The organism is Paenibacillus pinihumi DSM 23905 = JCM 16419 (assembly GCF_000422505.1).
Taxonomy (GTDB): domain Bacteria; phylum Bacillota; class Bacilli; order Paenibacillales; family Paenibacillaceae; genus Paenibacillus_D; species Paenibacillus_D pinihumi.
Genome location: NZ_KE383864.1, coordinates 253,606 through 278,143, shown reverse-complemented (window position 1 = coordinate 278,143; position 24,538 = coordinate 253,606). Strand labels below are relative to the sequence as shown.

The 24,538-nt window shown below is 52.4% G+C and carries 21 protein-coding genes; 13 read left to right on the top strand and 8 right to left on the bottom strand.

Features of this window, described 5'->3' with window-relative positions:
• Window positions 1–11: 11 nt before the first annotated feature.
• The 6 genes from desA to H583_RS0115215 form a co-directional block, all read right to left on the bottom strand.
• The gene (gene desA, locus H583_RS0115240; RefSeq protein WP_028561199.1) at window positions 12–1,091 is read right to left on the bottom strand and encodes a Delta(5) desaturase DesA; all 1,080 of its coding nucleotides are present in this window, start codon (window positions 1,089–1,091) and stop codon (window positions 12–14) included.
• A 269-nt stretch (window positions 1,092–1,360) separates the two neighbouring features.
• Window positions 1,361–2,749, bottom strand: a complete 1,389-nt coding sequence (locus tag H583_RS0115235) for an ABC transporter substrate-binding protein (protein WP_036709794.1) — start codon at window positions 2,747–2,749, stop codon at window positions 1,361–1,363.
• A 103-nt stretch (window positions 2,750–2,852) separates the two neighbouring features.
• Complete coding sequence (locus H583_RS0115230) at window positions 2,853–3,602, bottom strand: ZIP family metal transporter (RefSeq protein WP_028561197.1); 750 nt, start codon at window positions 3,600–3,602, stop codon at window positions 2,853–2,855.
• 223 nt (window positions 3,603–3,825) lie between these two features.
• The gene (locus H583_RS0115225) at window positions 3,826–5,736 is read right to left on the bottom strand and encodes a glycosyl hydrolase family 18 protein (RefSeq protein WP_028561196.1); all 1,911 of its coding nucleotides are present in this window, start codon (window positions 5,734–5,736) and stop codon (window positions 3,826–3,828) included.
• 147 nt (window positions 5,737–5,883) lie between these two features.
• The gene (locus tag H583_RS0115220) at window positions 5,884–6,171 is read right to left on the bottom strand and encodes a DUF2653 family protein (protein WP_028561195.1); all 288 of its coding nucleotides are present in this window, start codon (window positions 6,169–6,171) and stop codon (window positions 5,884–5,886) included.
• Between the two features lie 2 nt (window positions 6,172–6,173).
• Window positions 6,174–6,608 carry a hypothetical protein gene (locus H583_RS0115215; RefSeq protein WP_028561194.1) on the bottom strand — a complete coding sequence of 145 codons (435 nt, stop codon included), beginning with the start codon at window positions 6,606–6,608 and terminating at the stop codon, window positions 6,174–6,176.
• A gap of 275 nt (window positions 6,609–6,883) precedes the next feature.
• Between H583_RS0115215 and H583_RS33130 the strand changes: the two genes are divergently transcribed.
• The gene (locus H583_RS33130; RefSeq protein WP_051236516.1) at window positions 6,884–7,447 is read left to right on the top strand and encodes a DUF309 domain-containing protein; all 564 of its coding nucleotides are present in this window, start codon (window positions 6,884–6,886) and stop codon (window positions 7,445–7,447) included.
• 88 nt (window positions 7,448–7,535) lie between these two features.
• On the opposite strand, the gene H583_RS33125 is transcribed toward H583_RS33130, so the two are convergent.
• The gene (locus H583_RS33125; protein ID WP_036709791.1) at window positions 7,536–8,132 is read right to left on the bottom strand and encodes a beta-class carbonic anhydrase; all 597 of its coding nucleotides are present in this window, start codon (window positions 8,130–8,132) and stop codon (window positions 7,536–7,538) included.
• A 98-nt stretch (window positions 8,133–8,230) separates the two neighbouring features.
• Window positions 8,231–8,569 (bottom strand): iron-sulfur cluster biosynthesis family protein, encoded by a 339-nt coding sequence (locus H583_RS0115200; protein WP_028561193.1) that lies wholly within the window; start codon window positions 8,567–8,569, stop codon window positions 8,231–8,233.
• 97 nt (window positions 8,570–8,666) lie between these two features.
• On the opposite strand from H583_RS0115200, the gene H583_RS0115195 reads away from it, so the two are divergent.
• From H583_RS0115195 to hfq, 12 genes are all read left to right on the top strand, one after another.
• A complete protein-coding gene (locus H583_RS0115195; protein WP_028561192.1) occupies window positions 8,667–10,181 on the top strand; it encodes a carboxypeptidase M32 in 1,515 nt (504 codons plus the stop codon).
• Between the two features lie 372 nt (window positions 10,182–10,553).
• A complete protein-coding gene (locus H583_RS0115190; protein ID WP_028561191.1) occupies window positions 10,554–11,555 on the top strand; it encodes an ABC transporter substrate-binding protein in 1,002 nt (333 codons plus the stop codon).
• A 157-nt stretch (window positions 11,556–11,712) separates the two neighbouring features.
• Entirely contained in the window at window positions 11,713–12,501 is a 789-nt protein-coding gene (locus tag H583_RS36150) for an ABC transporter ATP-binding protein (RefSeq protein ID WP_028561190.1), read from the top strand.
• A complete protein-coding gene (locus H583_RS0115180; protein WP_028561189.1) occupies window positions 12,498–13,307 on the top strand; it encodes an ABC transporter permease in 810 nt (269 codons plus the stop codon). Before H583_RS36150 ends, H583_RS0115180 begins: the two co-directional genes overlap by 4 nt.
• Before the next feature lie 34 nt (window positions 13,308–13,341).
• Complete coding sequence (locus H583_RS0115175) at window positions 13,342–14,319, top strand: aromatic acid exporter family protein (protein WP_028561188.1); 978 nt, start codon at window positions 13,342–13,344, stop codon at window positions 14,317–14,319.
• Window positions 14,320–14,816: 497 nt separating this feature from the next.
• The gene (locus tag H583_RS0115170; RefSeq protein ID WP_028561187.1) at window positions 14,817–15,383 is read left to right on the top strand and encodes an outer spore coat protein CotE; all 567 of its coding nucleotides are present in this window, start codon (window positions 14,817–14,819) and stop codon (window positions 15,381–15,383) included.
• 253 nt (window positions 15,384–15,636) lie between these two features.
• Window positions 15,637–17,274 carry a putative amidoligase domain-containing protein gene (locus tag H583_RS35380; RefSeq protein ID WP_051236512.1) on the top strand — a complete coding sequence of 546 codons (1,638 nt, stop codon included), beginning with the start codon at window positions 15,637–15,639 and terminating at the stop codon, window positions 17,272–17,274.
• A gap of 145 nt (window positions 17,275–17,419) precedes the next feature.
• Window positions 17,420–20,212 carry a DNA mismatch repair protein MutS gene (gene mutS, locus H583_RS0115160; protein ID WP_028561185.1) on the top strand — a complete coding sequence of 931 codons (2,793 nt, stop codon included), beginning with the start codon at window positions 17,420–17,422 and terminating at the stop codon, window positions 20,210–20,212.
• Between the two features lie 30 nt (window positions 20,213–20,242).
• Entirely contained in the window at window positions 20,243–22,345 is a 2,103-nt protein-coding gene (gene mutL / locus H583_RS0115155; RefSeq protein WP_028561184.1) for a DNA mismatch repair endonuclease MutL, read from the top strand.
• On the top strand, window positions 22,345–23,118 hold the full coding sequence (locus H583_RS0115150; protein WP_028561183.1) for a class I SAM-dependent methyltransferase: 774 nt from the start codon (window positions 22,345–22,347) through the stop codon (window positions 23,116–23,118). Before mutL ends, H583_RS0115150 begins: the two co-directional genes overlap by 1 nt.
• Window positions 23,115–24,074: a tRNA (adenosine(37)-N6)-dimethylallyltransferase MiaA gene (miaA, locus tag H583_RS0115145; RefSeq protein ID WP_028561182.1), complete on the top strand. Its 960-nt coding sequence runs from the start codon at window positions 23,115–23,117 to the stop codon at window positions 24,072–24,074. Before H583_RS0115150 ends, miaA begins: the two co-directional genes overlap by 4 nt.
• Window positions 24,075–24,121: 47 nt before the next feature.
• Entirely contained in the window at window positions 24,122–24,361 is a 240-nt protein-coding gene (gene hfq, locus H583_RS0115140) for an RNA chaperone Hfq (RefSeq protein WP_028561181.1), read from the top strand.
• Window positions 24,362–24,538 lie beyond the last annotated feature (177 nt).

Here is a 24,538-nt window from a genome sequence, read left to right as displayed (position 1 = left end):
GTTGCAGATCGTTACTTTCCTTGCAGGCTGGGCTGGCGGGAGTCAAGCCCAGGCGGCGTTGCCGTTCCTGCTGCCAGTATTGCCTTTTTGCTGCTCGGCGAAACGGTCCGGATGTCTTTAAAAGTGACAAAGGTTTTATTGTGCTCATCCCACAGTTTGAAGCGGAGTGATTTCAGACTCGTCTTCAGTGTAATTGTCGTGGCCATCTGGAGCGGAGCAGCGAAGTTATGTGCTTGCTCCAGGTTATAGTTCGGCACTTTCGGGCTCAAATGGTGGACATGATGAAATCCGATATTGCCCGTTATCCATTGCAGAGGCCTTGGAAGCTTGTAATAAGAGCTGCCTTCAACTGCAGCCTTCACATAGCTCCATTCCTCCTCATTTTCGAAGTAGGAATCCTCAAATTGATGCTGCACATAGAAAAGCCAGATGCCAAACAAGCCTGAAATGAAAAATACCGGCCCCTGTACAAGGAGAAATGCCTGCCAGCCGATCGCCCAGATCAGCAGTGCGTACAAGGCAACAATGGAGAAATTGGTAATATAGGTATTGAGTCTTTCCCGGCGCTTGGCTGCTTTGCGGTTAAAGCGGTATTCAATCAGAAAGACACTGATTGGGCCGAGTCCGAACATGACAAGCGGATTCCGGTACAAACGGTAGGCAAGACGCCGCCAGAAGGATGAAGCTTTATATTCTTCGACGGTCAGCACCCAGATATCACCCGTGCCGCGCTTGTCCAGATTGCTGCTCGTGGCGTGATGAACCGAGTGGCTGTATTTCCACTGCTGGTAGGGGCACAGGGTAAGCACACCTGTAATCGTTCCGATAATCTCGTTTGCCAGTTTGCTCTTGAAAAACGACTGATGACAGCAATCATGAAAAATAATAAAGGTCCGGATGACAAATCCGGCGGTTACGAGTGCAAAAGCAAGCGTCAGCCAGTAAGATACAGACAGGCTCAAGTATGCGGCGTACCACAATACGGCAAGCGGCAAAAGCGTATTAATTAATTGCCTGATGCTTGCTTTTGAATCCGTCTTTTCGAAAGGGGCGACGGTTTTTTTCAGTTCTTTCTGTTTCATCAGACTCATAAAGTACTTCCTCCCTGGGCAGTAGACGCGCACGCAGTAAAACCAAAACGCCCGTTGACTCAAATAGATTCGATCATAAACTAATTGTAAATAATTCGCATCATGTCTAGTAGTCATAAACGTCAAGTAGAGAGTATGACAAATGTCATGCCCGAATAGTTTTAAATAAATAAATAAATGAAAATTTTATAATTTTTGTAAATATTGATGTGCAGGTAACATAAAAAAAGTCCCCCTGCAATTTGGAAGCAAGATGGACTTCTTGAAGGTTATTTCGTCACTATGCTGTGTTCTGCTGTCATCAATAATTGCTGGCCCTTCTGTTGAAGGCTGGCTAATGCGTTCTCCAAGAGGGTGCCATCGGTTAATACTGGCCCCAGCATCTCCTCTGCGAGTTTATCAAATTTCCGGGAAAAATCAAGAGCCAGCTTATCGTATGCCGGTTCTCCGGAGGCTGCCGGTTTAAGCGCATAGAAGGCGTCCAGATATCGTCCTGCATCATCCTTGAAGTAGCCGGAGCGGGTGCTCAGTTCTTTGGCAAAATTGATCTTCGAGCTTGCACGCGCAAACTCCTCGCTATGAAAGTATTGAATGAACTTCCAAGCGGCTTTCGCATTCCCGGATTTTGCGTTAATTGCAAAAATCTTCGGGAACGATATGGCTGTCGTATAATCAGGCCTGGCAGGATCTACAGGAATGGTGACCACATCCCAATCGAAGCGAACCTTCCCTTTCAGAGCCTTCATAGCTGGATTAAAAATATCAATTGCGTCGGCATTATCGATTGTCATCGCCATCCGGCCGCCCGTGAATGGCTCGTCAAGCAAGTAATCCTCAAATTTCTTCAGCGGCTGTTCTTTACCGTGTACCTTGTAGTAATAAAGGGTGTCCGATTGTATAGCTTGCAGTGCAGTTCGGAACGTCTGCTGCCACGCAGGAGTGTTGATGGTTATCTGGTCTCCTGCTGCATTTAAAATTCGAAGCCCAAGCGTATCTCCAATCTGCTGCCCCAGCTTATACAGGCTCATTTTGCCTCCGCCCCTGAGTCCATACACGCGCTTGTCCAGTGAGCCTCCGGACGGAAAGCGGGCAGCAAGAGCCAATACATCCTCCCACGACATGTGGTCTGTCGGAGGATCAATGCCATATTCTTTGAACAGTTCCTTATTATAGAACAGCACATTGGTGTTGAAGTAGGGGGCCAGACCGTACAGGGTGCCGCCGCCTTTGTCCGTCAAGTATTCCAGCATCCCGGGGAGAAAGCTCTCTGTATGGAACTGTTCCTGCCCGGTCATGCCGGCCAGTTCAGCCAGCCTTCCCTCCCGGCTGAATTGCTCATACTGTTTTTCAGAAAGAATGAGTACATCGGGCTGCTTCTCATCAATAAGCTGCTTCAGTGTATTTTCCTTGTCTTCATTGTCTAAACGTTTGATCCACAGCGTAGTGATGACCTTAATATCCAGATTTGGATTCAATGCCGAATATAAGGCGCCATAATGGTCATAAAAGCTCTGCTCATCCTGGTCATAGAGAATCTTAAGCGTCTGCCTCTCATCCGGCTGAGGACGGTTACCGGCAGGACTGCAGCCCGCGGCCAAAGACAGGATCAGCAAGAGATTGAATGCAATCCAAAGCGGATATTTCTTTTGGTTATTCATTTTTTTCTTTCTCTCTCTCTCTTTATCTATCAGATCAAATGCAAGATTGTCTTCTGGCATAATTCATTGATTATAGCATGAGGTGTAAAGTTTTTCCATCTCCTTATCCCAGCAATGTTGTCAGTCCGATCATCGTTATGGTGCCGATTATGAAAGCGATCGTTGCTGGGATTTCGTTGCCGTCCCCATGGCTCTCGGGGATCAGTTCCTTGTATACGACATACAGCATCGCGCCGCCTGCAAAGGCAAGGCCATAAGGAATAAGGAAATTTAGCCGGGCGGCGAACAAATAGCCGACGCCGCTGGCCAGCCATTCTGTTGAAGCGATGAGCACAGAGTAGACAAGGGCAAGCTTTCTGGAGGTGCCCTGCGTAATCAGAAACAGTGCGACAAGGAAGCCCTCAGGCACATTTTGCAAGCCGATCGCGATCGTGACCAACCACCCGAGGTCCGAGTCCCCGGAGGCCAGGCTTACTCCTGTAGAAAGTCCTTCAGGGAGATTATGAAGCACCATCGCCATTAACAGCAGGGAGTAAGGGCCGCCATTGGAAGATGGATCCTGTCCTTTGGAGTTGCTTAGGGAGTGGTCAGGATCAGAATGGGGAATATAGAGCTCAAGCACTGTCAACATCAGCGTGCCGAGCAATATCCCGGCTGTGAGCACATATAAGTTTGATAACCGCAGCGCTGAGGGGATTAATCCATAAGTTGAAGCGGCAACCATGATACCTGCTGCATAGGCAAGCAAAATATCTTTACCGCGATGGGAGACATGCTTGAAAAGAAGGGCCGGCAAAGCGCCAAGCACGGTGCAAACGGATGCAGCTAGAGATAATTGCACAAAATCGTTCATCGTTATCCTCCGGCACTTGAGATATACCAGATTATATTGTACAAGTCTCTGTTTCATGCCCAAAACACGGAACAGCAGCCAGCTCTCCCGTATGTGAAGGTACCGCTCATCATTCAGCCCAGCGAAATATAGGAACCTCAAATGGCTCTGTCCTACAGTTCCTATAATAGTGAAAGCCCCTGGCCCGCAGCGGGCAGAGGCTTTCAAAGATTCGCAGGTTACGTTATTTATGCTGGAGCATTACCGGCCACAAATCTGGTCTATCATAGCCGAGACGCCAAATGGCGACGCCAGCCAAATCATAATTTTTGGCGAGCTTCAGCCGGGCCTGTACAGTCTCGGATGTTTCGGACCAGAATACATAGGTAGACCCGTTTTTCAGATACGTATATTTGGTCTGGCCGAACTGGCTGTCATATGAAGCAGATGCACCGGTCTGGGAAATCAGTGAAGGAATATCCTTCATCGGTACGGCACGGCTGGAGACGATTCCGCCCTGGCTGTCCAGCTTCCACTCTCTGGTGTAGAGGGGGATGCCCAGCATGAGCTTGCTGCGGGGGATACCGTAGGACAGAAATTCCTGTATGCCTTCCTCAGTCCACTTCAATCCAGATACTGAGCCGGGGGAGTCGCTGCCGGACCAGTATTGGTCATACGCCATAATCATCATATAGTCGACAGAAGCCGCAAGCCTTTCGCTGTCATAGGCGGTCAGGTGGTTCCATGACAGACTGCCGCGCGGCACATCAATGGTAACAAGCAAATTTTTGGCATGTGCCTGCTTTGCAAGTTTGGCGACGAAGGCCGAATAGGCATTCCGGTCTTTCCCGGACATCAATTCAAAATCAATATTTACTCCGGCAACACCGAGTGCAGCCAGCCTGTCTATGAGGGCATTTGTAAACCGTTCCTGTGCTTTCGCATCTTTCAGAAAAGCGGTGGTAAGTGCCGAATCAAACTGATTGTGGACGAGCGGCAGCACCTTGACGCCTTGCTGCTTGAGTTTAAGCGCCAGCGCCGCATCAGATCTGTCTGTAAGAGTGCCGTCTGCGGAAGCCAGCTCAAACCAGGTTGGCGAATCAAAATCCAGCCCTTGTGTTCCGGATACCTGGGACGTAATCGTGGAGGAAGCGGAAGATCCATTCCACCCAAGGTATAGAAGCTGTTTGGAGCTGCTCCATATTTTGCGGCCGTCCGTGTTGATGACATAAGAGTCGGAATATCCCGAGGCCAGCTTGATGGCGGATGATTTGAGATGGACATAACCGATTGATTGGCTACCCTGTTTCACCTGCAAATAGGGAACATTGGTCCAATAGATTTTGTTGTCCTTCACAATCCGGGTGAACGCTGCCGATTGTGCAAATTTGACGGCATTGTCCAGGCTGAAAAAGGTTTTGAGCTCGTTTCCGTTTTGCAGCACCCGGTACGGGGCAATGGTGGAATGGACGATTACACCTGTCTTCGAATTTCGGACTACACTTCCGGGCTTGCGGTTGGCCGCAGCGATTGCATCGTAGAGATAGCTGTAGACTTCTCCGGAAGGCTGTTGATTGACCAGCAGCTCATAAACTGGGGCAGACTTGCGCTGATCATTCTTCATGGAAGTTGAAAGATTATCCCACACCCAACTGTTGGAGACCTTGTTCATTACATGGGAGCCCGTCCATTTCGCTGCTTCTTTCCTGGCAGCCTCTAAAGTAGAGAACCCCCAGCCTTCATAGGTCTTGTCCCCTTGATAGAGCTGATAAGTCATATAATTGCTGTATACCCAGCCCGGCTGCTCCAGGTCGCGAATATGTACATCCTTCATCGTTCTGGCTTGGTTCAGCGCTTCATTATACGTACGGTACTCCCAGCTTGTACGGCTTGTACCATCCTGATAGACCTTGTACCGCGGGTAATTATCCCATACCCATTCGCGTCCGTTAATACGCTCAACATGAGAGTATTCGAAGTATTTCGCATAGCCAACTGCCTGCTCTTTGGAAGCAAACTCCTTCAGCATGGTGTCATTCTGGTAGACCGTGTACGCACTTGTATTGGATGCTGCCAAAACGGCAGAGCCCAGTCCGTTGTTCATGCCAAGCAGAAGCACCAGTCCCAGTGCCACTAACCATTTGTTGTTGTTCATTCTCTAGTTTGCCACTCTCCTTCTATGAATCTTGTACATTTAGACGCGCCGGGAAGGGGAGAGTTACTTGGAAAATGTAACCGGTTAATAACAAACAAGCATCAGCATTCCTGACAGAGCAGGCTTGCTGATGCTTGTGTATAAAGACTATGAATCTGAAATTTCCGCGAAAAATTCCTCATCATCCGCATCCAGTCTGATCTGGGAACGGAATACGCGAAGCTGGTACTGCTTATACATGTACTGCTCGACAGCTTCGAGAATGTTGGATTCGACAAGGTACTGGCTGCGTTGATTGACCCATACCTCTGCAGTGAAGCCATGTTCATCATCAATGGACAATTCGACCTCTACAGCGGAGTAAGGAACGCCTTTGCGATCAGCCATATGCATAATCACAGCGTTAATAATCTCATCGGTAAAAATTTTCGTCATATTTAGAATGGTCTCCGGCTATCGTCTACGCGCTTTTTGTTATTGCGGAAGTAATTGAATATCGCGCGTATCGCAACAAACAGAAGGACGATAGCGAATACATTGATCAGCAATCCAAGAATATCGCCCATGAAGCCCATGCCGCCGAACAATCCGCCGAACAGCATGCCGGCAAGTCCGCCGATCATTAGACCTTTCATAAATCCGCCGCCGCCGAAAAATCCGCGGTTAGCAGTAGACCCTGTCGTCGCAGCTTGCGATTTTGAAGCGGTGGAAGCATCGGATTTTTGTACATTTTCCGCAGGCTTCTTCGGCGTTTGGGTAAAGCCGGAACGGCCGGATTTCATTCCGCCTCCTCTTTTGGCATCGGCACTGTCCGGCACAGCAAAGGCAAGGAACAGCGTAAATGCCATCATAAGCAGCATCAACTTCTTCATCTCTTTCTTCTCCTCCTAATAAACATAGATGGCATTGCAGCCGATTCAACAAGAAGAAAGTGCAGTATAACTCTGCGCAGCAGGTCCGCCAAGCATGAACCCGCATCTGCATAGTCATTGCCGCAATCGCCTCTTTGGCTAAGTTCGGTTACGTTGCCTTAAGAATAGATTACGTCTAAGATAGAATCAGGTTTCAATTTTTTTTGAAAATCATAAAAAAGTTTTGTGAAGCAGGAAAAAATCAATAATGATCGATAGAAGAGGTATAAAAAAGTATGAGATATGCGAAGCCTTATATGGATTTTCTGGTGGAATTTCATGCAACGAGGGATTACTTTGAATGCCATGAACTGCTGGAGGAATATTGGAAGGAGCAGGGATCATCCGATCCGTATGCTCAGATCTGGGTAGGGCTGATTCAGATTGCAGTGGGCCAGTACCATCACCGCCGGGGCAATTTAAAGGGCGCTTCCAAGATGTTTTATCAGGCAGACCGCCGTCTTCAGCCGGAGCTGCTCGATCAGCTCGGATTGGATGGGCGGGCAGTAACAGCTATGGTCAAAGGCAAACTGCATGAGCTGTCGGCAGAAGGGGAGCAAGTATCGTTCCGGGACTTGAATCTGCCATTCCGGGATCAAGGACTGGAGCGGGAGTGCCGCGAGCTGGCTGAACATGCAGGCTACGGCTGGTGTGAGCCGAGCCGCAGCGATGAACAGCTCATTCACAGACACACACTGCGTGACCGTAGCAGTGTAATTGCTGCCAGAGCCGAGGCCTATGAGCGGCGCCGGGCTGCTGAGCAGGCTGGCCCCGGGCCGAAACCTGGAGCGGACCGTTAACCAGGACAGCAAGCCCGAGTTCCGGCAGCATTGTTTTTTACGAATAATTCGGTACCGATCAGAGCGGGATTTTCGTATCGGCTGGCGCTTACTGGCCAGCCTGTCCGTTTTCCTTGTTCGTTAGGACTTCATATCCGTCGACGACCAGATCGAGCTTGCCCGTCTCCGAATCAATAATGAGACCATGAACAGGGATGCCGGGCGGAAGAAGCGGGTGATTGCTCATGATGCGGACACTGTTTTCCACACTTTCGTTGAGATTGTCAAATCCCTTTAGCCAGCGCATCAGATTCATGCCGGAATTGCGCAGCGTCTGAATGGTGTTCTCAGGGATGCCCCTTTGTATCATGTTCTCTACAATATGCTCAGGGTTGATGCCTGTCATTCCGCAATCCCTGTGGCCGATAATGAGCACTTCATTGGCCTGCAGCTCATAAAGCGCGATGAGAACGCTCCGGGAAATATTGCCGAAAGGCTGTGTGACAATGCCGCCGGCATTTTTAATAATTTTGGCGTCTCCGTTGCGCAGATTCAGCGCCTTGGGCAGCAGTTCGGTCAATCTGGTGTCCATACAGGTGACAATAACCATTCGCTTATTCGGGAAACGGGTCGTACGATACTGCTCGTAGGCGCGATCCTCTACAAATTGCCGGTTGTACTCAAAAATCGCTTCAATATTGTTCATGGTTGTTTCCCTCCGGGATCGTGAGCGCTTCTTGGAATGCGTCATGTTTTATGCTAGGATAAGGTTCTTGTCTTCACGGAACTGCCGCCCTGTGGTAATCAGGAAAGCCCGCAGCTGCGTTTCTGGATCAGACGCAGATGATTCGTATAAATCTGTTGGTCGCTCTTTAATGAGAATTGCCCTTTTATAGCGGAATAATCAACCTTGAGCTCCGGCTCGAAAAAAACTTCATGGCGGGGCTCATACAGGAACGGAATCGGCACGCCATCTCCGGGGCTGTCATCCGGGCCTTGTTCGTCTACCAGCTGCAGCGCGGGAACGCCGCTGACGACACAGCCGCAGCCTTCCGTATCATACAAGAGTTTGAGCCGGACTTGTCCAGGCTCCAGCAGTGGCAGCAGCTTGGCTTGCGCAGCCTCGCTAAATATAATTTTCAAAAGAAGGACTCCTTCTGTATTCGGGTTAAATTTGATTATACGTCCGGCAAAAAGTATGATCAAGAGGAAGCATTGAAAAAGAAAGGCGGGATGAGTTGTGACAACGAATACCGAAAAAGCATTGGAAAGATTTCGCGAGTTAAACAAAACCATCAAGAGCTACCATGAGGCGCTTGGCGTTCTATACTGGGATTTGCGCACAGGCGCGCCGCGTAAGGGTGTAGCCAGCCGTTCGGAGGCAATTGGCGTTTTGTCGTCTGAAGCGTTCAGGCTGACTACCTCTGATGAAATGGGAGATCTGCTGGCCCGCCTTAGCGAGCAGGAGACGCTCGGGTCCCTGGATGAAATCAACCGCAGACTCGTTACCGAGAGCAAGAAGGATTATGATAAAAGCAAAAAAATCCCGGCCAAGCTGAATGAGGAATATGTCATTCTGACCTCCAAGGCGGAAAGCTACTGGGAGGAAGCCAAGGAGAATGACGATTATGCGAGCTTCCAGCCATACCTGGAAAAAATTATTGATCTGACCAACCAGTTCATCGACCTTCGCGGCGTTAATGGCACACGCTACGATACGCTGCTGGATGATTACGAGCCGGGTATGACGACGGCGCAGCTGGACGAAGTATTTGGCGGACTGCGCAGCAGGCTGGTTCCGTTAGCTTCGGCTATTGCCGCTTCCAGCCACCAGCCGGAAACTGCATTTTTACGCCAAAATTACAGCCAGGCGGCACAAAAGGATTTCAGCTTGTACATACTGAAGCAGATGGGTTATGACTTTGAAGCCGGACGTCTGGATGAGAGCGTCCATCCGTTTGCGACTGGACTTAGCCCTGGGGATGTAAGAATTACGACCCGTTATCTGGAGGATGATGTGACGAGCGCCCTGTTCGGAACGATCCATGAGGGCGGACACGCGCTGTATGAGCAGAATATCAGGCAGGAGCTGATCGGCACCACCCTGTGTGACGGAACTTCCATGGGTATTCATGAATCCCAATCCCGCTTTTGGGAAAATGTCATCGGCCGCAGCCGTCCATTCTGGGAGCGGTATTTCGGAGAGCTGCAGAAGCGGTTCCCGGGCCAGCTTGATGTGCCGGTGGAGCAATTCTACCGCGGCACTAACGTTGTGCAGCCTTCCCTGATCCGGATTGAAGCTGACGAGCTGACTTATAACCTGCATATAATTATCCGTTACGAAATTGAGAAAGCCATTTTCAACAATGGTGTCAAAGCAAGCGAGCTTCCGGAAATCTGGAACGAGAAGTACAAGGAATACCTTGGTATTGTGCCGTCGAATAACCGTGACGGTGTGCTCCAGGATGTCCACTGGTCAGGCGGAGCCTTCGGTTACTTCCCGTCTTACTCGCTGGGCAACATGTATGCCGCCCAGTTCACAGATACTATGGAACGCGAACTTCCGAGCTTGTGGGATCTGGTAGGCAAGGGCGACTTGCTGCCAATCAAGGCATGGCTGAGCGACAAAATCTATCAGTACGGCAAGCTGGAATCGCCATCCGAGATCGTGCAGCGTGTAACCGGCAAGCCGCTTGACCCGGCTCACCTGGTTAGCTATCTGGAGACGAAATACAAGGATATTTATAAGCTGTAGGAACGCATGCCGCGCAGACCATCATATCAATTATTTGCTGTCCGTTGTTGATAATGAGCTGCACGTCTAGCTCTGGAGAACCGGACTTTCAGGCTGTGGGGCCGGGGAGCGGCATTTTGGTCTTTTTTCTAAGGCTGGCCTATCTGGCCATGCACTTTATTTCGTTATCCTGGCAACGACTAAAACCCGTACGTTCATCACTAATGAATGTACGGGTTTTAGTTGTATTCTTCCCTGCGGTGATCCTTCAAATAGATTGCTTAGCCCTGCAAAATCCGTGCAGTACCCGCAAGTCATATCCGAAGAACTGCACCAACCGGGCACAAGCCGCATAGGCTGAATCACTAACAGATTTTATTGGAGGGATGAGCTATGCGTCGAAAGAGAACCGCCGCGCTGCTTGTGCTGCTGCTTCTGGCAGGCGCTGTGCTGGGCGGATGCGGCAAAGATGCGGGTGGCGGCAAAACCAAGCTGACGGTAGGCGAGGTCACCCGTTCGATATTTTATGCTCCCCAGTACGTTGCACTGAGCGAGGGTTTTTTTGAGGATGAGGGGCTGGAGGTGGAACTGGTTGCTACCTTCGGCGGCGACAAGACGATGACTGCGCTTCTTTCAGGCAATATCGACATTGGACTCGTCGGTTCAGAGACATCCATCTATGTGGCGCAGCAGGGAGCGAAGGACCCGGTCATTAATTTTGCACAGCTGACGCAAACCGACGGGACGTTTCTTGTGTCCAGGGAGACGGTCAGCGGCTTCGATTGGAATGATCTGAAAGGGTCAGACTTCCTTGGCCAGCGCAAAGGCGGCATGCCGCAGATGGCTGGCGAATTCACCTTGAAGAAGAAGGGCATTGATCCGAAAGCGGATTTGAATCTGATTCAAAACGTGGATTTTGCCAATATTCCGGCTGCATTTGCTTCCGGCACAGGTGATTATGTGCAGCTCTTTGAGCCGCAGGCATCGATCTTTGAGAAGGAAGGGCGCGGTCATGTCATTGCCTCCTTTGGCGCCGAAAGCGGACATCTTCCTTACACGGTATATATGTCCAAGCAAAGCTTTTTGAAGAAAAACAAGGCGGCAGCTGAAGCATTTGTCAAAGCAGTTCATCGGGCACAGCTCTGGGTTGAGAAGCATAGCGCAGAAGAAATTGCGAAGGTGATCAAGCCATATTTTGAGGATGCAGACATGGACATCGTCGTCATGGTTGTCAACCGTTATAAAAGCCAGGGCTCCTACGCATCCGACCCGGTAATTGACGAGTCAGAGTGGAACAACCTGCTCGATGTAATGGAGACTGCAGGCGAATTAAAAGAACGGGTGGAGCATAGCAAGCTGGTGGACAATTCCTTTGCGGAGCAGGTGCTGAAGTAGAGGCTGCTCAGGCAAGGAAATCAGCGGCTGGAACAACAGCATAATTGCAGGTGAAAAGCATGGAAGCGAAAGCCGGCCGGCAAGAAGTGATCAGCGTCCCCTGTAAAGCAATGGTATGAAGCAGACCGGTCACCAGAAGAGTAAGGAGGGGAAGCGTATGAAACCGATACTGGAATTGAAAAATGTATCTCATGTCTATGTCAGCGAGAAGGAAGCCTCGCTGGCCGTAGAGTCTGTCGACCTGACGGTTCAGCCTGGCGAGTTCATCAGTCTGGTCGGCCCAAGCGGCTGTGGAAAAACGACCCTGCTTAGTCTGCTTGCCGGTCTGCTGCTGCCTACTGAGGGTGAGGTGCTGCTTCATGGTGAGCAGGTGAAGAGGCCATCGACGAAGGTTGGTTATATGCTGCAACAGGACTATCTGTTCCCTTGGCGCACGATCCGGGAAAATGCGCTGCTGGGGCTGGAGGTCAGCAGGCAGCTTACTGGCAATGCTGACGAACGGATGGAGAAGCTGCTTGAGGATATGGGACTTGATGGGGTCGCAGACCGTTATCCGCATGAACTGTCAGGGGGGATGCGCCAGCGGGTGGCGCTGGTACGCACGCTTATGGCCTCTCCGGAGATCCTGCTGCTGGATGAGCCGTTCTCTGCTCTGGATATGCACATCAAGCTGCAGCTTGAGGATTTGGTCCAGCGTACGCTCACACGACTGGGCAAGACGGCGGTCCTGGTTACGCATGATCTGGCGGAAGCTGCGGCGATGAGCGACCGCGTGATTTTGCTTGGCAGCCGTCCCGGCCGTATCAGGCAAATATTCGATATTCCGCCGGATATCCGGGATCAGCTTCCTACTGCAGCCAGGCGCAGCGCAGGCTTTCAGGATATTTTCGATTCCATCTGGTCGGAGCTGGAAGCCGAGGAAGGGAAGGAGGCGGATGGCGCATGAGCAGTATGCTCAAACGGCTGCATGAGGATTACCGAACACGACAGAAAAAGCTGACGGCAGCCGTCATGTCGGTTCGAGTGCTCATTCTGATTGTATTTGTGGGACTGTGGGAACTGGCCGGAAGGCTGGGCTGGATTGATGTGCTGTTGTTCAGTTACCCAAGCAAGCTGTGGAATCAGCTCTATACGACAACGCTTGACGGCACGCTGCCGCCCCACATTGCAGTTACCGTCATGGAGACAGCGGCCGGTTTTGTACTGGGTACGCTCCTTGGGGCAGCGCTGGCTGCGCTGCTGTGGTGGTACCCTTTTTTATCCAGGGTGCTGGACCCTTATCTGGTTGTGCTTAATAGTATGCCGAAGGTTGCGCTCGGCCCGATATTTATCGTTGCACTTGGCCCGGGCTTCCTGTCTATTGTCGCGACTACGCTCTCGGTAACGGTCATTATAACGACACTCGCCATCTATAACCGGTTCCGGGAGATTGACGCCAATTATATCAAGGTGGTGCGGCTGTTTGGCGGATCGCGCAGCCAGGTGTTCCGTCTCGTGATACTGCCTGCGTCTTTTCCCGTTATTATTTCGACACTGAAAGTGAATGTAGGGCTGGCCTGGGTTGGGGTTATCGTCGGCGAGTTTCTGACAGCCAAATCAGGACTCGGATATTTGATTATATATGGCTTCCAGGTATTTAATTTCACGCTTGTCCTCTCAAGTCTTGTTGTCATTGCCATCGTCGCTGCGATCATGTACCAGCTTGTTGCGGCGCTTGAGGAGAGGTTGACTAGGGGTTGGAGGGAGCGTTAGGATTAGGTTAAAAATACCTGCGAGGAACAATTACATGGGAATTCGAATCATTAAAACAGCAGTGGCCGCGCTTGCTGCTATCTATACAGCGTTATATCTTGGGCTGGTTCCGGCTTTGTCGGCGGGCCTGATTGCAATTCTTGCTGTAGAGGTTACCCGGATGAGAGGCATTCGTATTGCGTTTGTCCGGCTGGTGGCCTCTATGGTAGGATTGTTTTTTGCTTCTCTTATCTTTTTGCTGTTTGGCTTTGAGATTTGGGCGTTATCCATCTTTGTTCTGATTGCTTTTCCGATTCTGTCCCGCTTGAACCTCAAAGATGGCATTGTGGCCAGCTCGGTTATCGTCTTTCATATGTTCGACCGCCAGGAGGTTAGCTGGCATCTGATCGGCAATGAATTTATGCTGCTCATAACGGGACTTGGCTGGGCGCTTATTGTGAATCTGCTCTATATGCCGAGGGAAGATAAGGCTTTGGAGCGCAGCCGCCGTCTGATCGAGCAGTTATTCAACCGGATTTTCACGGAGATGGGAAGCACCTTGCGCAATCCGGCCCATCTGTGGAACGGGGAGCAGCTGCTGGAGGCGCATGATGTGATCGAGAAAGGCCTGCGGAAGGCGGAGAGCTATCGGGAGAACCGGATTTGGGGCTATGAAAGATACTGGCGCACCTATTATGAAATGCGCAGCGAACAGCTCGAATCGATTCAACAAATGCTTCCGCTGCTTGCCCTCGTCTATGAGAAGCTGCCGCAAGGCGAGCTGCTGGCGGAAGTGCTCGGTTCATTGTCAGAGGAAGTCATGTCGGATGTGTACGAGGGCCGGGCAGAACGGGAGCTTGAAGAGCTGGAGGAGGTATTCCGGGGGATGCCGCTTCCTGTGTCACGGGAGGAATTTGAAATACGCTCGGCGCTGCTTCAGCTTTGCCGGGAGCTCGAACGTTTTCTTTCAATTGCCAAAAAGTGGAAAAAGAGAAGGCAGGCGCAGCCGTCCTCGCTTCAGGCAGGCAGTTAGTTACTAGTTGGAGAGCACAGGCTGGGGGTAAGTCGCCGCATCATAAACATGAAAAAAGGACATCCGTCAAAATAGAAGGGTTGCAAGAGGCAATCCGTTTCGTTTTGACGGGTGTTCTTTAATAGTATAGAAAAAACATCAAAGACAGGTTCTGTTTTTGGGGTGTGATTAATAGAAGTATTAAAGGAGAGCTCACTAATGTAAGGATTCATTTAAATCTGACTGTTCTGTCTTAATAAAATGTTTCTTCAGATAGGAACGATAGGCATTTTATCGTGCAAAAACCTGCTAATTACGATAGGGTCGTCTTATCGTTAGACGCATTGGACTAAAGCTGGCAATTTCCTTCATGAAAAAGTTCGGATTGGAAGTCTTGAGACTGGATATGCGGCATAAATTTATAAGCAGATGACATTTCTTTGGCCCCAGTTTAATCAACATTTGCCTATGTCCTGCATACACTTTAATTGAATGATTGTATGGAGGAGGTTAATTCAATGACAATTGCAGATAAACAGCTTCAAACTAGAGAGATCATCACCAAAGCTGTCTGCGGTAAAGGTCGTAAGTTCGCTACGGTAACGCATACCGTTACGCCGCCTCATCATCCGACTAGCATATTAGGTGCCTGGATTATTAACCACCAATATGAAGCGGTAAAGGCAGGGGACGGAATTGAAGTTATCGGTACTTATGATATCAACGTATGGTACTCTTACGACAAAAACTCACAAACTGACGTAGCAAAAGAGACCGTATCTTATGTAGAAAGCGTACCGCTCTCTTACCTTGATCCGAAGCACAGAGCCTCAACGGAGGAGGTGGCAGCTGAATCGACACAGGAGCCGAACTGTATCGAGGCTACCATCTCATCCAGCGGAACTTCGGTAATCATCCGCGTTGAACGGGAATTCGCCGTGGAAATGATCGCCGAAACGAAGGTGTGCGTCGCAGTTCTTCCTGGCGGATGCGACGATCTGGATGGCAAGGATTTCGAGTATGGGCTTGCAGACGACGGGGATTTTGAGGATCTGGACCCCGACCTTCTGGACGACGAGCTGTAGGAGCGGAGGCCTTGCTTGTAATTTCTATTCATAGTATGCAGTACCGTTTAGACGGTCGAGGGCGATAGCCCTCTTTTTTTTAAAATTATTCAGGTTTACAAGCACCTTTCCCAAATTGGGGATTTGCATGCATTGCTTTTGTACAGACTGCCGAATGAAAGCTGCAGACGGCCAGCTTCCGTTTCAACCTCAATTATGCAGGCTGAAAGGACAATTGATAAGACTCTTACTTCCTGGATAGAGGGTGACAACTATGGGCGGCGGAGTATGGATATGGAACGGCAGCACTTTGAATCAACTGCATCGGGTGACGGAGCGTCAGCCAGGGTTCCCGCCTCCGTCTGTGTCGTTTGCAGCCTCGCATCTGCCGGAGCCAAATACGCAGGTGACAATCCGGATTGGAGCGGAAGCCTGCGCCGGTTCGAAAGAACGCATCGAAAAGCCTGGCCGGGCAAAACAGTTAGCAGTAATTTATTGGCCGGATTTCGGGGTGCAGGCAGCGGACGGGAAAAGCCGTCCGCTGCTGGACCTGCAGGATCCGGGGAGTTTGCCGGGGTATGCCTGGCTGCTTAATGAGGGGGCGTATCCACTGTCCGGCATGACGGAAGCTGCGCTCGAGCTGAAGCTCCGCCAGGCGGGTGTAAGCTGGCTGGGAAGCAGCAGTTGTAATCAAGGGAAGCCGGCCGGAGGGGGGAGGGCATATCGCAGCTTTCGCGTCGCTGTATTCCATCTGGAGGTGCTGGAGCTGGAAAGGGTGTATTCGGCTGCTCAGCCGCTGCGGAATATGGGCGGGCTGTCTCCTTCAGCATCTGCAGGGGATAGCGGCGGAACCTCTGGGGGAGCATCGGCCGCAGCAGGAGCTCCGGCCGGGCTTGGGCCGGATGATCCGCTGTATCGCCGTGTGACCCGCACGGCGGTGCGCGCGCTCTATACGCTCGGCCTCGACTTGGGCGAGGTCGTGGTCGCGCTTGACGATGACGGAAGAACGGCTGTCTCTTCCGTCACCGTGCCGCCGCCGCATTCCCGCGGCGGCCTCTGGCTTGCGGCGGCTGAGCGTTTCGCCGCTGCATATGCCGCGGCCGCAGAAGCTGCCGCGGCGCAGGGTCCGCTCCTGATCGGAGCGGACCCTGAATTCGTCCTGCTGCGCGGGGACGGACGAATCGTCTCTGCCGCGCGGTACCTGGATCCGCACGGCCGGATCGGGTGCGACGCCGTGCCGGTCGGCCGGCGTCTGCATTATCCGGTGGCCGAGCTGCGTCCGGCCCCGGAGGCCACCCCGGCAGCCCTCGCAGCAAGCTTGCGCCATCTGCTGCGCCAGGCTGCTGCGCGCATCAGCGGCAAGGGGCTGCGCTGGCTTGCTGGCGGCATGCCTGTGCCCGGGCTTGCACTGGGTGGGCATATCCATCTCAGCGGAGTGCCGCTAACGACCCGGCTGCTGCGCACGCTCGACAGCTGCGTCGCCTTCCCGCTGGCGCTGGTGGAGAGCGCGGGCTCACAGGCCCGCCGCCCCCGCTACGGCTGGCTGGGCGATTACCGTCTCCAACCGCATGGCGGCTTCGAATACCGCACGCCCCCAAGCTGGCTGATTTCGCCCGCCGCGGCTAGAGCAGCCTTCGCATTGGCGCTGCTTGCCGCCCTCGAATACCGTACGCTGAGCGCTGCTGGCGGCCGGTTGCCAGCGGCAAACGCAGAGATGGTGCAAGCTTACTATAATGGAGATAAGAAAACTTTGTCGCGAGGAATGGAGCCGTTCTTCGAGCGTCTTGCGCAGACAGGGAGCTACCTGGGGCTGGCTGCATGGATTGAACCGCTGCTCCGTGCTGTCCGCAGGGGAGAGGAATGGGATGAGTCACGGGATATCCGTGTGAAATGGGGCATACCGGTAAGGTAATCTACCATTATATGATTTCTGTTATTAAATGGAGGGTCCTGATATGTGCCAGACCCTTGTCATTCCCTCGGGCTGTGATTATCTGATATAATGAATTATTCATAGGTTTGAGGAAATAGATGATACTATATGGCAGGGTGATAATATGGCAGGCTATACGCCGATGATTCAACAATATCTCGCCATCAAGGAACAGGCGAAGGACGCCTTTTTATTTTTCCGGCTTGGCGATTTTTATGAATTGTTTTTTGACGATGCGGTACTCGCTTCACGAGTGCTGGAAATTACATTAACCGGCCGAGACGGCGGAGCAGCAGAGAAAATTCCGATGTGCGGTGTCCCGTATCATTCGGCGGAAGGATACATATCCCGGCTCATCGAAAAGGGCTACAAGGTGGCAATTTGCGAGCAGGTTGAGGACCCGTCTGCAGCCAAGGGGGTCGTGCGCAGGGAGATTGTCCGTGTTGTCACTCCGGGTACGGTGATGGAGACGAAATCGCTGGAGGGCAAAGCGAACAACTTTATTGCCGGGGTTGCGCAAGCCGGCAGCGCCTATGCGCTTGCTGTGTGTGATCTGTCTACGGGCGAGCTGTACGTTACTTCATTCCCCGCTTCGCTCCAAATGCTCAGCGATGAGGTGAATGTCTATCATCCGGCGGAGATGGTCGGGGATGCCGGGCTGCTGGAGGCGGTCAAGGAGCAGTTCCAGAGCTGGAACCGCCCGCTGCTGCTGACTGCGCGTGAGCCGATGGCTCCCGAAGGGCTGGGACGGCAGTTTGGCAGGGAGCAGCTTGCTGCTCTTGCGGAAGTGAGGGTGAAGGCGGTCAGCGTCCTGACCGGTTATCTGGACGAGACACAGAAGCGCTCTCTCGGGCATGTCAGGGTGATCCGCGCTTATGAGCCGAATCAGTATATGGTGCTTGATCCGTTCACCCGGCGCAATCTGGAGCTGACGGAGACCGTCCATGAGCGGCGCAAAAAGGGTTCGCTGCTCTGGCTGCTGGACCGTACGGAGACGGCGATGGGCGCCAGGCTACTGCGCCGCTGGATTGACAAGCCGCTGCTCAGTGCCGGCACTATCGAGGCGCGTCTGGAAGCAGTGGACAGGCTGTATAATGATTTGATGCTGCGCGATGACCTGCGTACGGAGCTGAAGGAAATTTATGACCTGGAGCGTCTTGTAGGACGGGTAGCGTTCGGCAGCGCCAACGCCCGCGATTTGAATGCGCTCAAGCAGTCGCTTCAGCATGTGCCGTCCCTTGCGCAGCGCTGCGCCGCATCCTCGTCAGGCACGCTGGCCCAGCTTGTATCAGGACTTGACGATTGCTCTGATCTGGCGGACATGGTAGATACAGTGCTGGTGGAAGACCCGCCTGTATCGCTCCGCGAGGGCGGGCTCATCCGTGCGGGCTATGATGAATATCTGGACCGGCTGCGCGAAGCAAGCACAGGCGGGAAAAAGTGGCTTGCGGAGCTGGAGAAGCAGGAGCGGGAGGCCACCGGCATCCGTACGCTGAAGATCGGCTACAACAAGGTATTTGGTTATTATCTGGAGGTCACGAAGGCGAACCTGTCCCAGCTTCCGGAAGGCCGTTATGAGCGCAAGCAGACACTTGCCAATGCGGAGCGGTTTGTGACGCCGGAGCTTAAGGAGAAGGAACGGCTTATCCTCGAAGCGGAAGAGAAGATGGTCGATCTGGAATATGAGCGGTTCACCGAGCTGCGCGGCCATCTGTCCTCGCATCTGCATCGCCTGCAAAAGCTGGCGGAAATTATTGCGGCCATCGATGTGTACCAGTCACTGGCAACGGTCAGCGCCGAGCAGCGCTTTGTCCGTCCGCGTATTAGCGACAGCTACGATCTGGAAATTGAAGGCGGCCGCCATCCGGTTGTAGAGGCGGTAATGGGCGGCGGTACGCCGTTTATTGCCAACAGCACTTCGCTGAAGCAGCAGCAGTCCATGCTGCTCATTACGGGACCGAACATGGCGGGCAAGAGCACGTACATGCGCCAGGTTGCTCTAATCTGCATCATGGCCCAGATCGGCTGCTTCGTTCCGGCAGATGCTGCAGCGATGCCGCTCATTGACAGAATCTTTACCCGTATCGGGGCAGCGGATGACCTGATCGGCGGACAGAGTACCTTTATGGTCGAAATGAAGGACATTCAAGTCATGACCGAGCAGGCGACCGCGCAAAGCCTGGTCATTATTGATGAGCTGGGACGCGGCACCTCGACGGGAGAAGGGATGGCTATCGCACAGGCGGTGATTGAATTTGTCCATCACAGCATTGGCTGCAAGGCGCTGGTGTCGACCCACTTCCATGAGCTGGCTCATCTGGAGGAATCGCTTCCTGGGCTTTCCAACGCCTGTATGGCTGTGCAGGAAAGCGGAGACCGCGTAACCTTTTTGCGCAAACTCGTGCCAGGGGCTGCCAGCACCAGTTACGGCATTTACTGTGCCCAGCTTGCAGGCTTGCCGGGCAGCATCATTGACCGTGCTTATCTTCTGCTGCACAGCAGTGAAAGCGAGCAGAAGATCAAGACCGGACTGGAAGCGGGCAGCGGTCAGGGAACAGCGGCTGTCCAGAATCAAGGTGCCCGCGCACAAGTTCCGTCTTCAACTCTGGTGCAGGCTCCGCTTGTATCCACTTCGAAAGCTTCAGCCGCAGGACATGAGGGTAAAGACCATACCGGGGTAAAAGAAACAGGGGCTGATCTGCTGGCGCCGCTCTATACAGCCGAAGCGGCCGCAGCAAGTGATGTCGTTCAGCTTTCCTTGTTTGCGCCTGCGGCAGAAATAAATCAAGAGAAGTCCAAAAAACCGTCCAAGTCCGACAAGCTCGCTGAGGAGCTGAAAAAGCTGGACTTGTTCAATATGACTCCGCTGCAGGCGATGCAGTGGATTAGCGAAATGAAGCAAAAGGTTGCCGATTAAGTCCCGCCAGCAAAGGAGGCGCATCGTAATATGGCTAAAATACATGTGCTGGACGAGCAGCTCGCGAACCAGATTGCCGCAGGAGAGGTCGTTGAACGGCCCTCCTCGGTCGTCAAAGAACTTGTGGAAAACGCAATCGATGCGGGCAGTTCAGTTATTGATGTGACGATAGAGGAGGGAGGATTGACGTTCATACAGGTAAGGGATAACGGCTCCGGTATCGAGGAGGAGGATCTGGAGACGGCCTTCTTGCGCCATGCGACAAGCAAGCTGATCAGCAGCAAGGATCTTTTCCGCATTGCCAGCCTCGGCTTCCGCGGCGAGGCGCTGCCTAGTATAGCGGCGGTCGCCCGTGTGGAATGCGTGACAGCAGTAGATGACAGCGGTCTCGGTACCCGCCTGGTCATGGAGGGCGGCAAGGTGATAAGCCGTGAAGCGGAAGCCGCCCGCCAGGGAACGGAAATGACTGTAAGAGACCTGTTCTACAATACGCCTGCCAGACTGAAGTATATGAAGTCCATCCAGACGGAGCTTGGGCATATCTCCGATTATATTTACCGGCTGTCGATGGCTCACCCGGGCATTGCCTTTACGCTTAAGCACAATGGCACGAGCCTGCTCAGAACGCTCGGCAACGGAGAGCGGCAGCAGGTCATCGCAGCGGTCTATGGCACGACGCTGGCCCGGGCCATGCTGCCGGTAGAAGGCGAGCACCCGGATTATGACTTGCGGGGCTACGTATCGAAGCCGGAGCAGACGAGAGCCAACCGCAACGGGATGACAACCATAGTCAACGGCAGGTATATCCGCAGCTTTGCGCTGAATCAGGCGATTTTACAGGCCTATCACACGCTGCTGCCGATTAACCGGTATCCGATGGCCGTTATTGAAATCGGCATGCACCCCTCGCTTGTCGATGTGAATGTCCATCCGTCCAAAATGGAAGTGCGCTTCAGCAAGGAAGCGGAACTGAAGGAATTTGTCCAGCAGTCCATCCGCAAGGCGCTTGGAGAACAGGTGCATATCCCGGAAGCGGCAGTCAGCAGCGAGCGCTCCAAGCCTGTTTTTATACAGGAGCAGATTTCCTTTCACCGGCCGGAGCCGAAAGATCAGTGGGGGGATCTGCAGAGAAGCCTGGGCGGGACTTCTTCAGCAAGAGGAAATTTTTCACAAGGGGCTGCAGATCAGGCTCCAGTGATACCGCCTGATGCTGCCCAGAAGCTGTACAAGCCTTCGGAACGGCTCGCAGCAGGGGATTCCCTGCGGGAGACGGGAGAGCTTGATGCTGCTTCCCGGTCCGGCCAACAAGCGACATACGCACAGTCCTCCGGATATTCCCAAACGGGCAGCAATAGTTCCGCTGTCTCAGGTGTACAGGCTAACGAATCAAACGGGCGGGTGAACATAGGGCAGAATGCCCGGGAATCTGGACGCGAAGCTTCCACAGGCCCGTCGGAGCGTACATCAGGGCAGGCTGCTGCACCGGTACAGAACGGCTGGAAGCGCGAGGAAGAGAGCAGTAGAACGGATGGCAATGCCAATGCGGCAGCATTCCCTGAGTTGTCTTGGGTAGGCCAGCTTCACGGTACTTATCTGATCGGACAGAACGAGTCAGGGATGTATATGATCGATCAGCATGCAGCCCATGAGCGGATTCATTATGAGTATTATTATGAGAAATTCGGCCGGCCGCAGGAGGCCAGCCAGCAATTGCTGGTGCCGCACACCATGGAGTTTACCTCTGTGGAGTCCGAGCTGCTCCGGGAGCGAATCGATTTGTTCGAACAGGCCGGTGTAGAAGTGGAGGCATTCGGCCAGAATGCATTCCTTGTCCGTTCTCATCCGCAGTGGATGCCCAAGGGCGAGGAACTGGAAGTGATCGGGGAAATTGCAGAATGGATTTTGAGCGAGAAGAGAGCGGTGGATATTGGCAAACTGCGTGAGAAAGCCGCGATCCTCTGCTCCTGCAAAGCTTCAATTAAAGCAAACCAACGGTTGACACGGGAGGAAGGAGAGACGCTGATACAGCGGCTTGCGGCTTGCAGGCAGCCCTACACCTGTCCGCATGGAAGACCGATTGTGGTACATCTTTCGACCTATCAATTGGAAAAAATGTTTAAGCGGGTGATGTAATGATTATAACGACCTCTGCATCCCCCGATACAGCCATAATAAATGATGCGCAGCGGCTGGCGGACGAGTTGAACGCCCGTTATGCAGAGCGTGGCAGCCATTCCCTCAAGCGGCTGGGGCTGCGGCACAAAGATGAGCAAATTCTGGTTGTTACCAGCCAAGACGTGCGTTATTACGACGGGCTGGAGCCGCCGATGTTTTTTCATCCGAGTATGGCTTTTGTCCGGGTAAAACGGCTTCGCAACGGGGATTCCGATCTGATGCTGGAGGTTTCGGATTGCATGGAAGGCGATTATGTGCTGGACTGCACAGCGGGGCTTGCCTCCGATTCGTTCGTATTTTCCTATGCAGTAGGGCCAAAGGGCAAAGTGACGGCGCTGGAAAGTGAACCGGTACTAGCGGCACTTGTCAGGGAGGGCTTGCTAAGGTATGATACCGGGATGACTGATGCTAATGAGGCAATGCGGCAAATTGAAGTCGTTTGTCAGAATCATGAGACGATGCTTGGTTCGCTTGCGGACAACAGCTATGATATCGTCTATTTTGACCCGATGTTCAGACAGCCGATTCACGCCTCCAGCTCGCTTCAGCCGCTTCGGCAGCTGGCGAATCATAATCCGTTGTCGCCCGCCTCGATTGCCGAGGCCGTAAGAGTGGCGCGCAAAGCTGTTGTGCTCAAGGAGCACAGGGACAGCGGGGAATTTGACCGTCTTGGTTTTGAAAAGCGGTCTGTAACGACATCAAAAATTGCTTATGGAGTGATCAGGATTTGACCAGGGGGCAGCAAGCAGATAAACCAAGGCTGCTGGTGCTCGTCGGACCGACAGCGGTCGGCAAGACGGCTTTCAGTCTGGAAATTGCCAAGGCATGGAATGCTGAGATTATTTCTGGCGACTCCATGCAGGTATACAAAGGAATGGATATTGGAACCGCCAAGCTTCCGTTTGATGAGCGGGCAGGGATTGTGCACCATTTAATTGATATCTGCGATCCGGACGAGCCCTTTTCCGCAGCGGAATTTCAGACACGGTGCCGCAGCCTGATCCCGGAAATTACAGCACGCGGCAAGCTCCCCTTTATTGTAGGCGGAACCGGCCTTTATGTAGAATCGGTCTGCTATGACTTCCAGTTCTCTGATGTGGGCTCGGATGATGCCTACCGTGATGAGCTGCAGCAGCTGGCAGCAGAGCAGGGAAATGAAGTGCTGCATGAGCAGCTTCGGCGGGTTGACCCGGAGACGGCCGGACGGCTGCATCCTAATGATAATAGACGGGTGATTCGGGCGCTGGAGGTATTCAGGTTGACGGGAGCTCCAATGTCTGAACAGCTCCGCGGCCAGAAGAAGACCTCGCCTTACGACCTGTGTATTATCGGGATGAATATGGAGCGCAGCAGACTGTATGAACGTGTTGAGCAGCGTATTGACCTGATGATGGAGCAGGGGCTTGTAGCAGAGGTTGAGCGGCTTTTGGAGGCTGGTGTTTCGGATAAAGCGATTGCAATGCAGGGGCTGGGGTATAAGGAAATTGTCCCGTATTTGCGCGGAGAGTGCTCACTTGAACAGGCGGTTTACCTGTTAAAAAGAGATACGCGGCATTTTGCCAAGCGGCAGCTTTCCTGGTTCCGGCACATGCAGGATCTTAACTGGGCTGAGCTCGACAGGTTACAAAATTTTAATGATTCCCTGCAAATTATTCATGGTATAATAGCAGGAAAGTTTAGAGACTAGCTCGAATATAAATTTAATCAATCTTACCATAATGGAGGTAACGGCCAATGAACAAATCGATCAACATTCAAGATACATTTCTCAACCAGCTGCGTAAAGATAGTGTTCCGGTAACCGTTTATTTGACGAACGGCTTCCAGATCCGCGGCGTTATCAAAGCATTCGACAATTTTACGATCGTTATCGACAGTGAAGGCCGTCAGCAGATGGTATACAAGCATGCCATCTCTACCTTTACCCCGCAGCGCAACGTTTCGTTGATGCAGGATTCCAGCAGCAGCGAGTAGAAGTTCCAGCCAGCTAAATTTTGAAACTTTTTCATAGGGTAACGCGTTTAAAAGAATAACGGACTGCAGAGCAACCGTTTTTGCGCCAGTCGATTATACCGGCTTCATGCCGGTTTTTCCTGGGGCCGAGAGGTTGTTCTTTTCATTCCGCCTTCAAATCGGAGGAGACTTTTACCT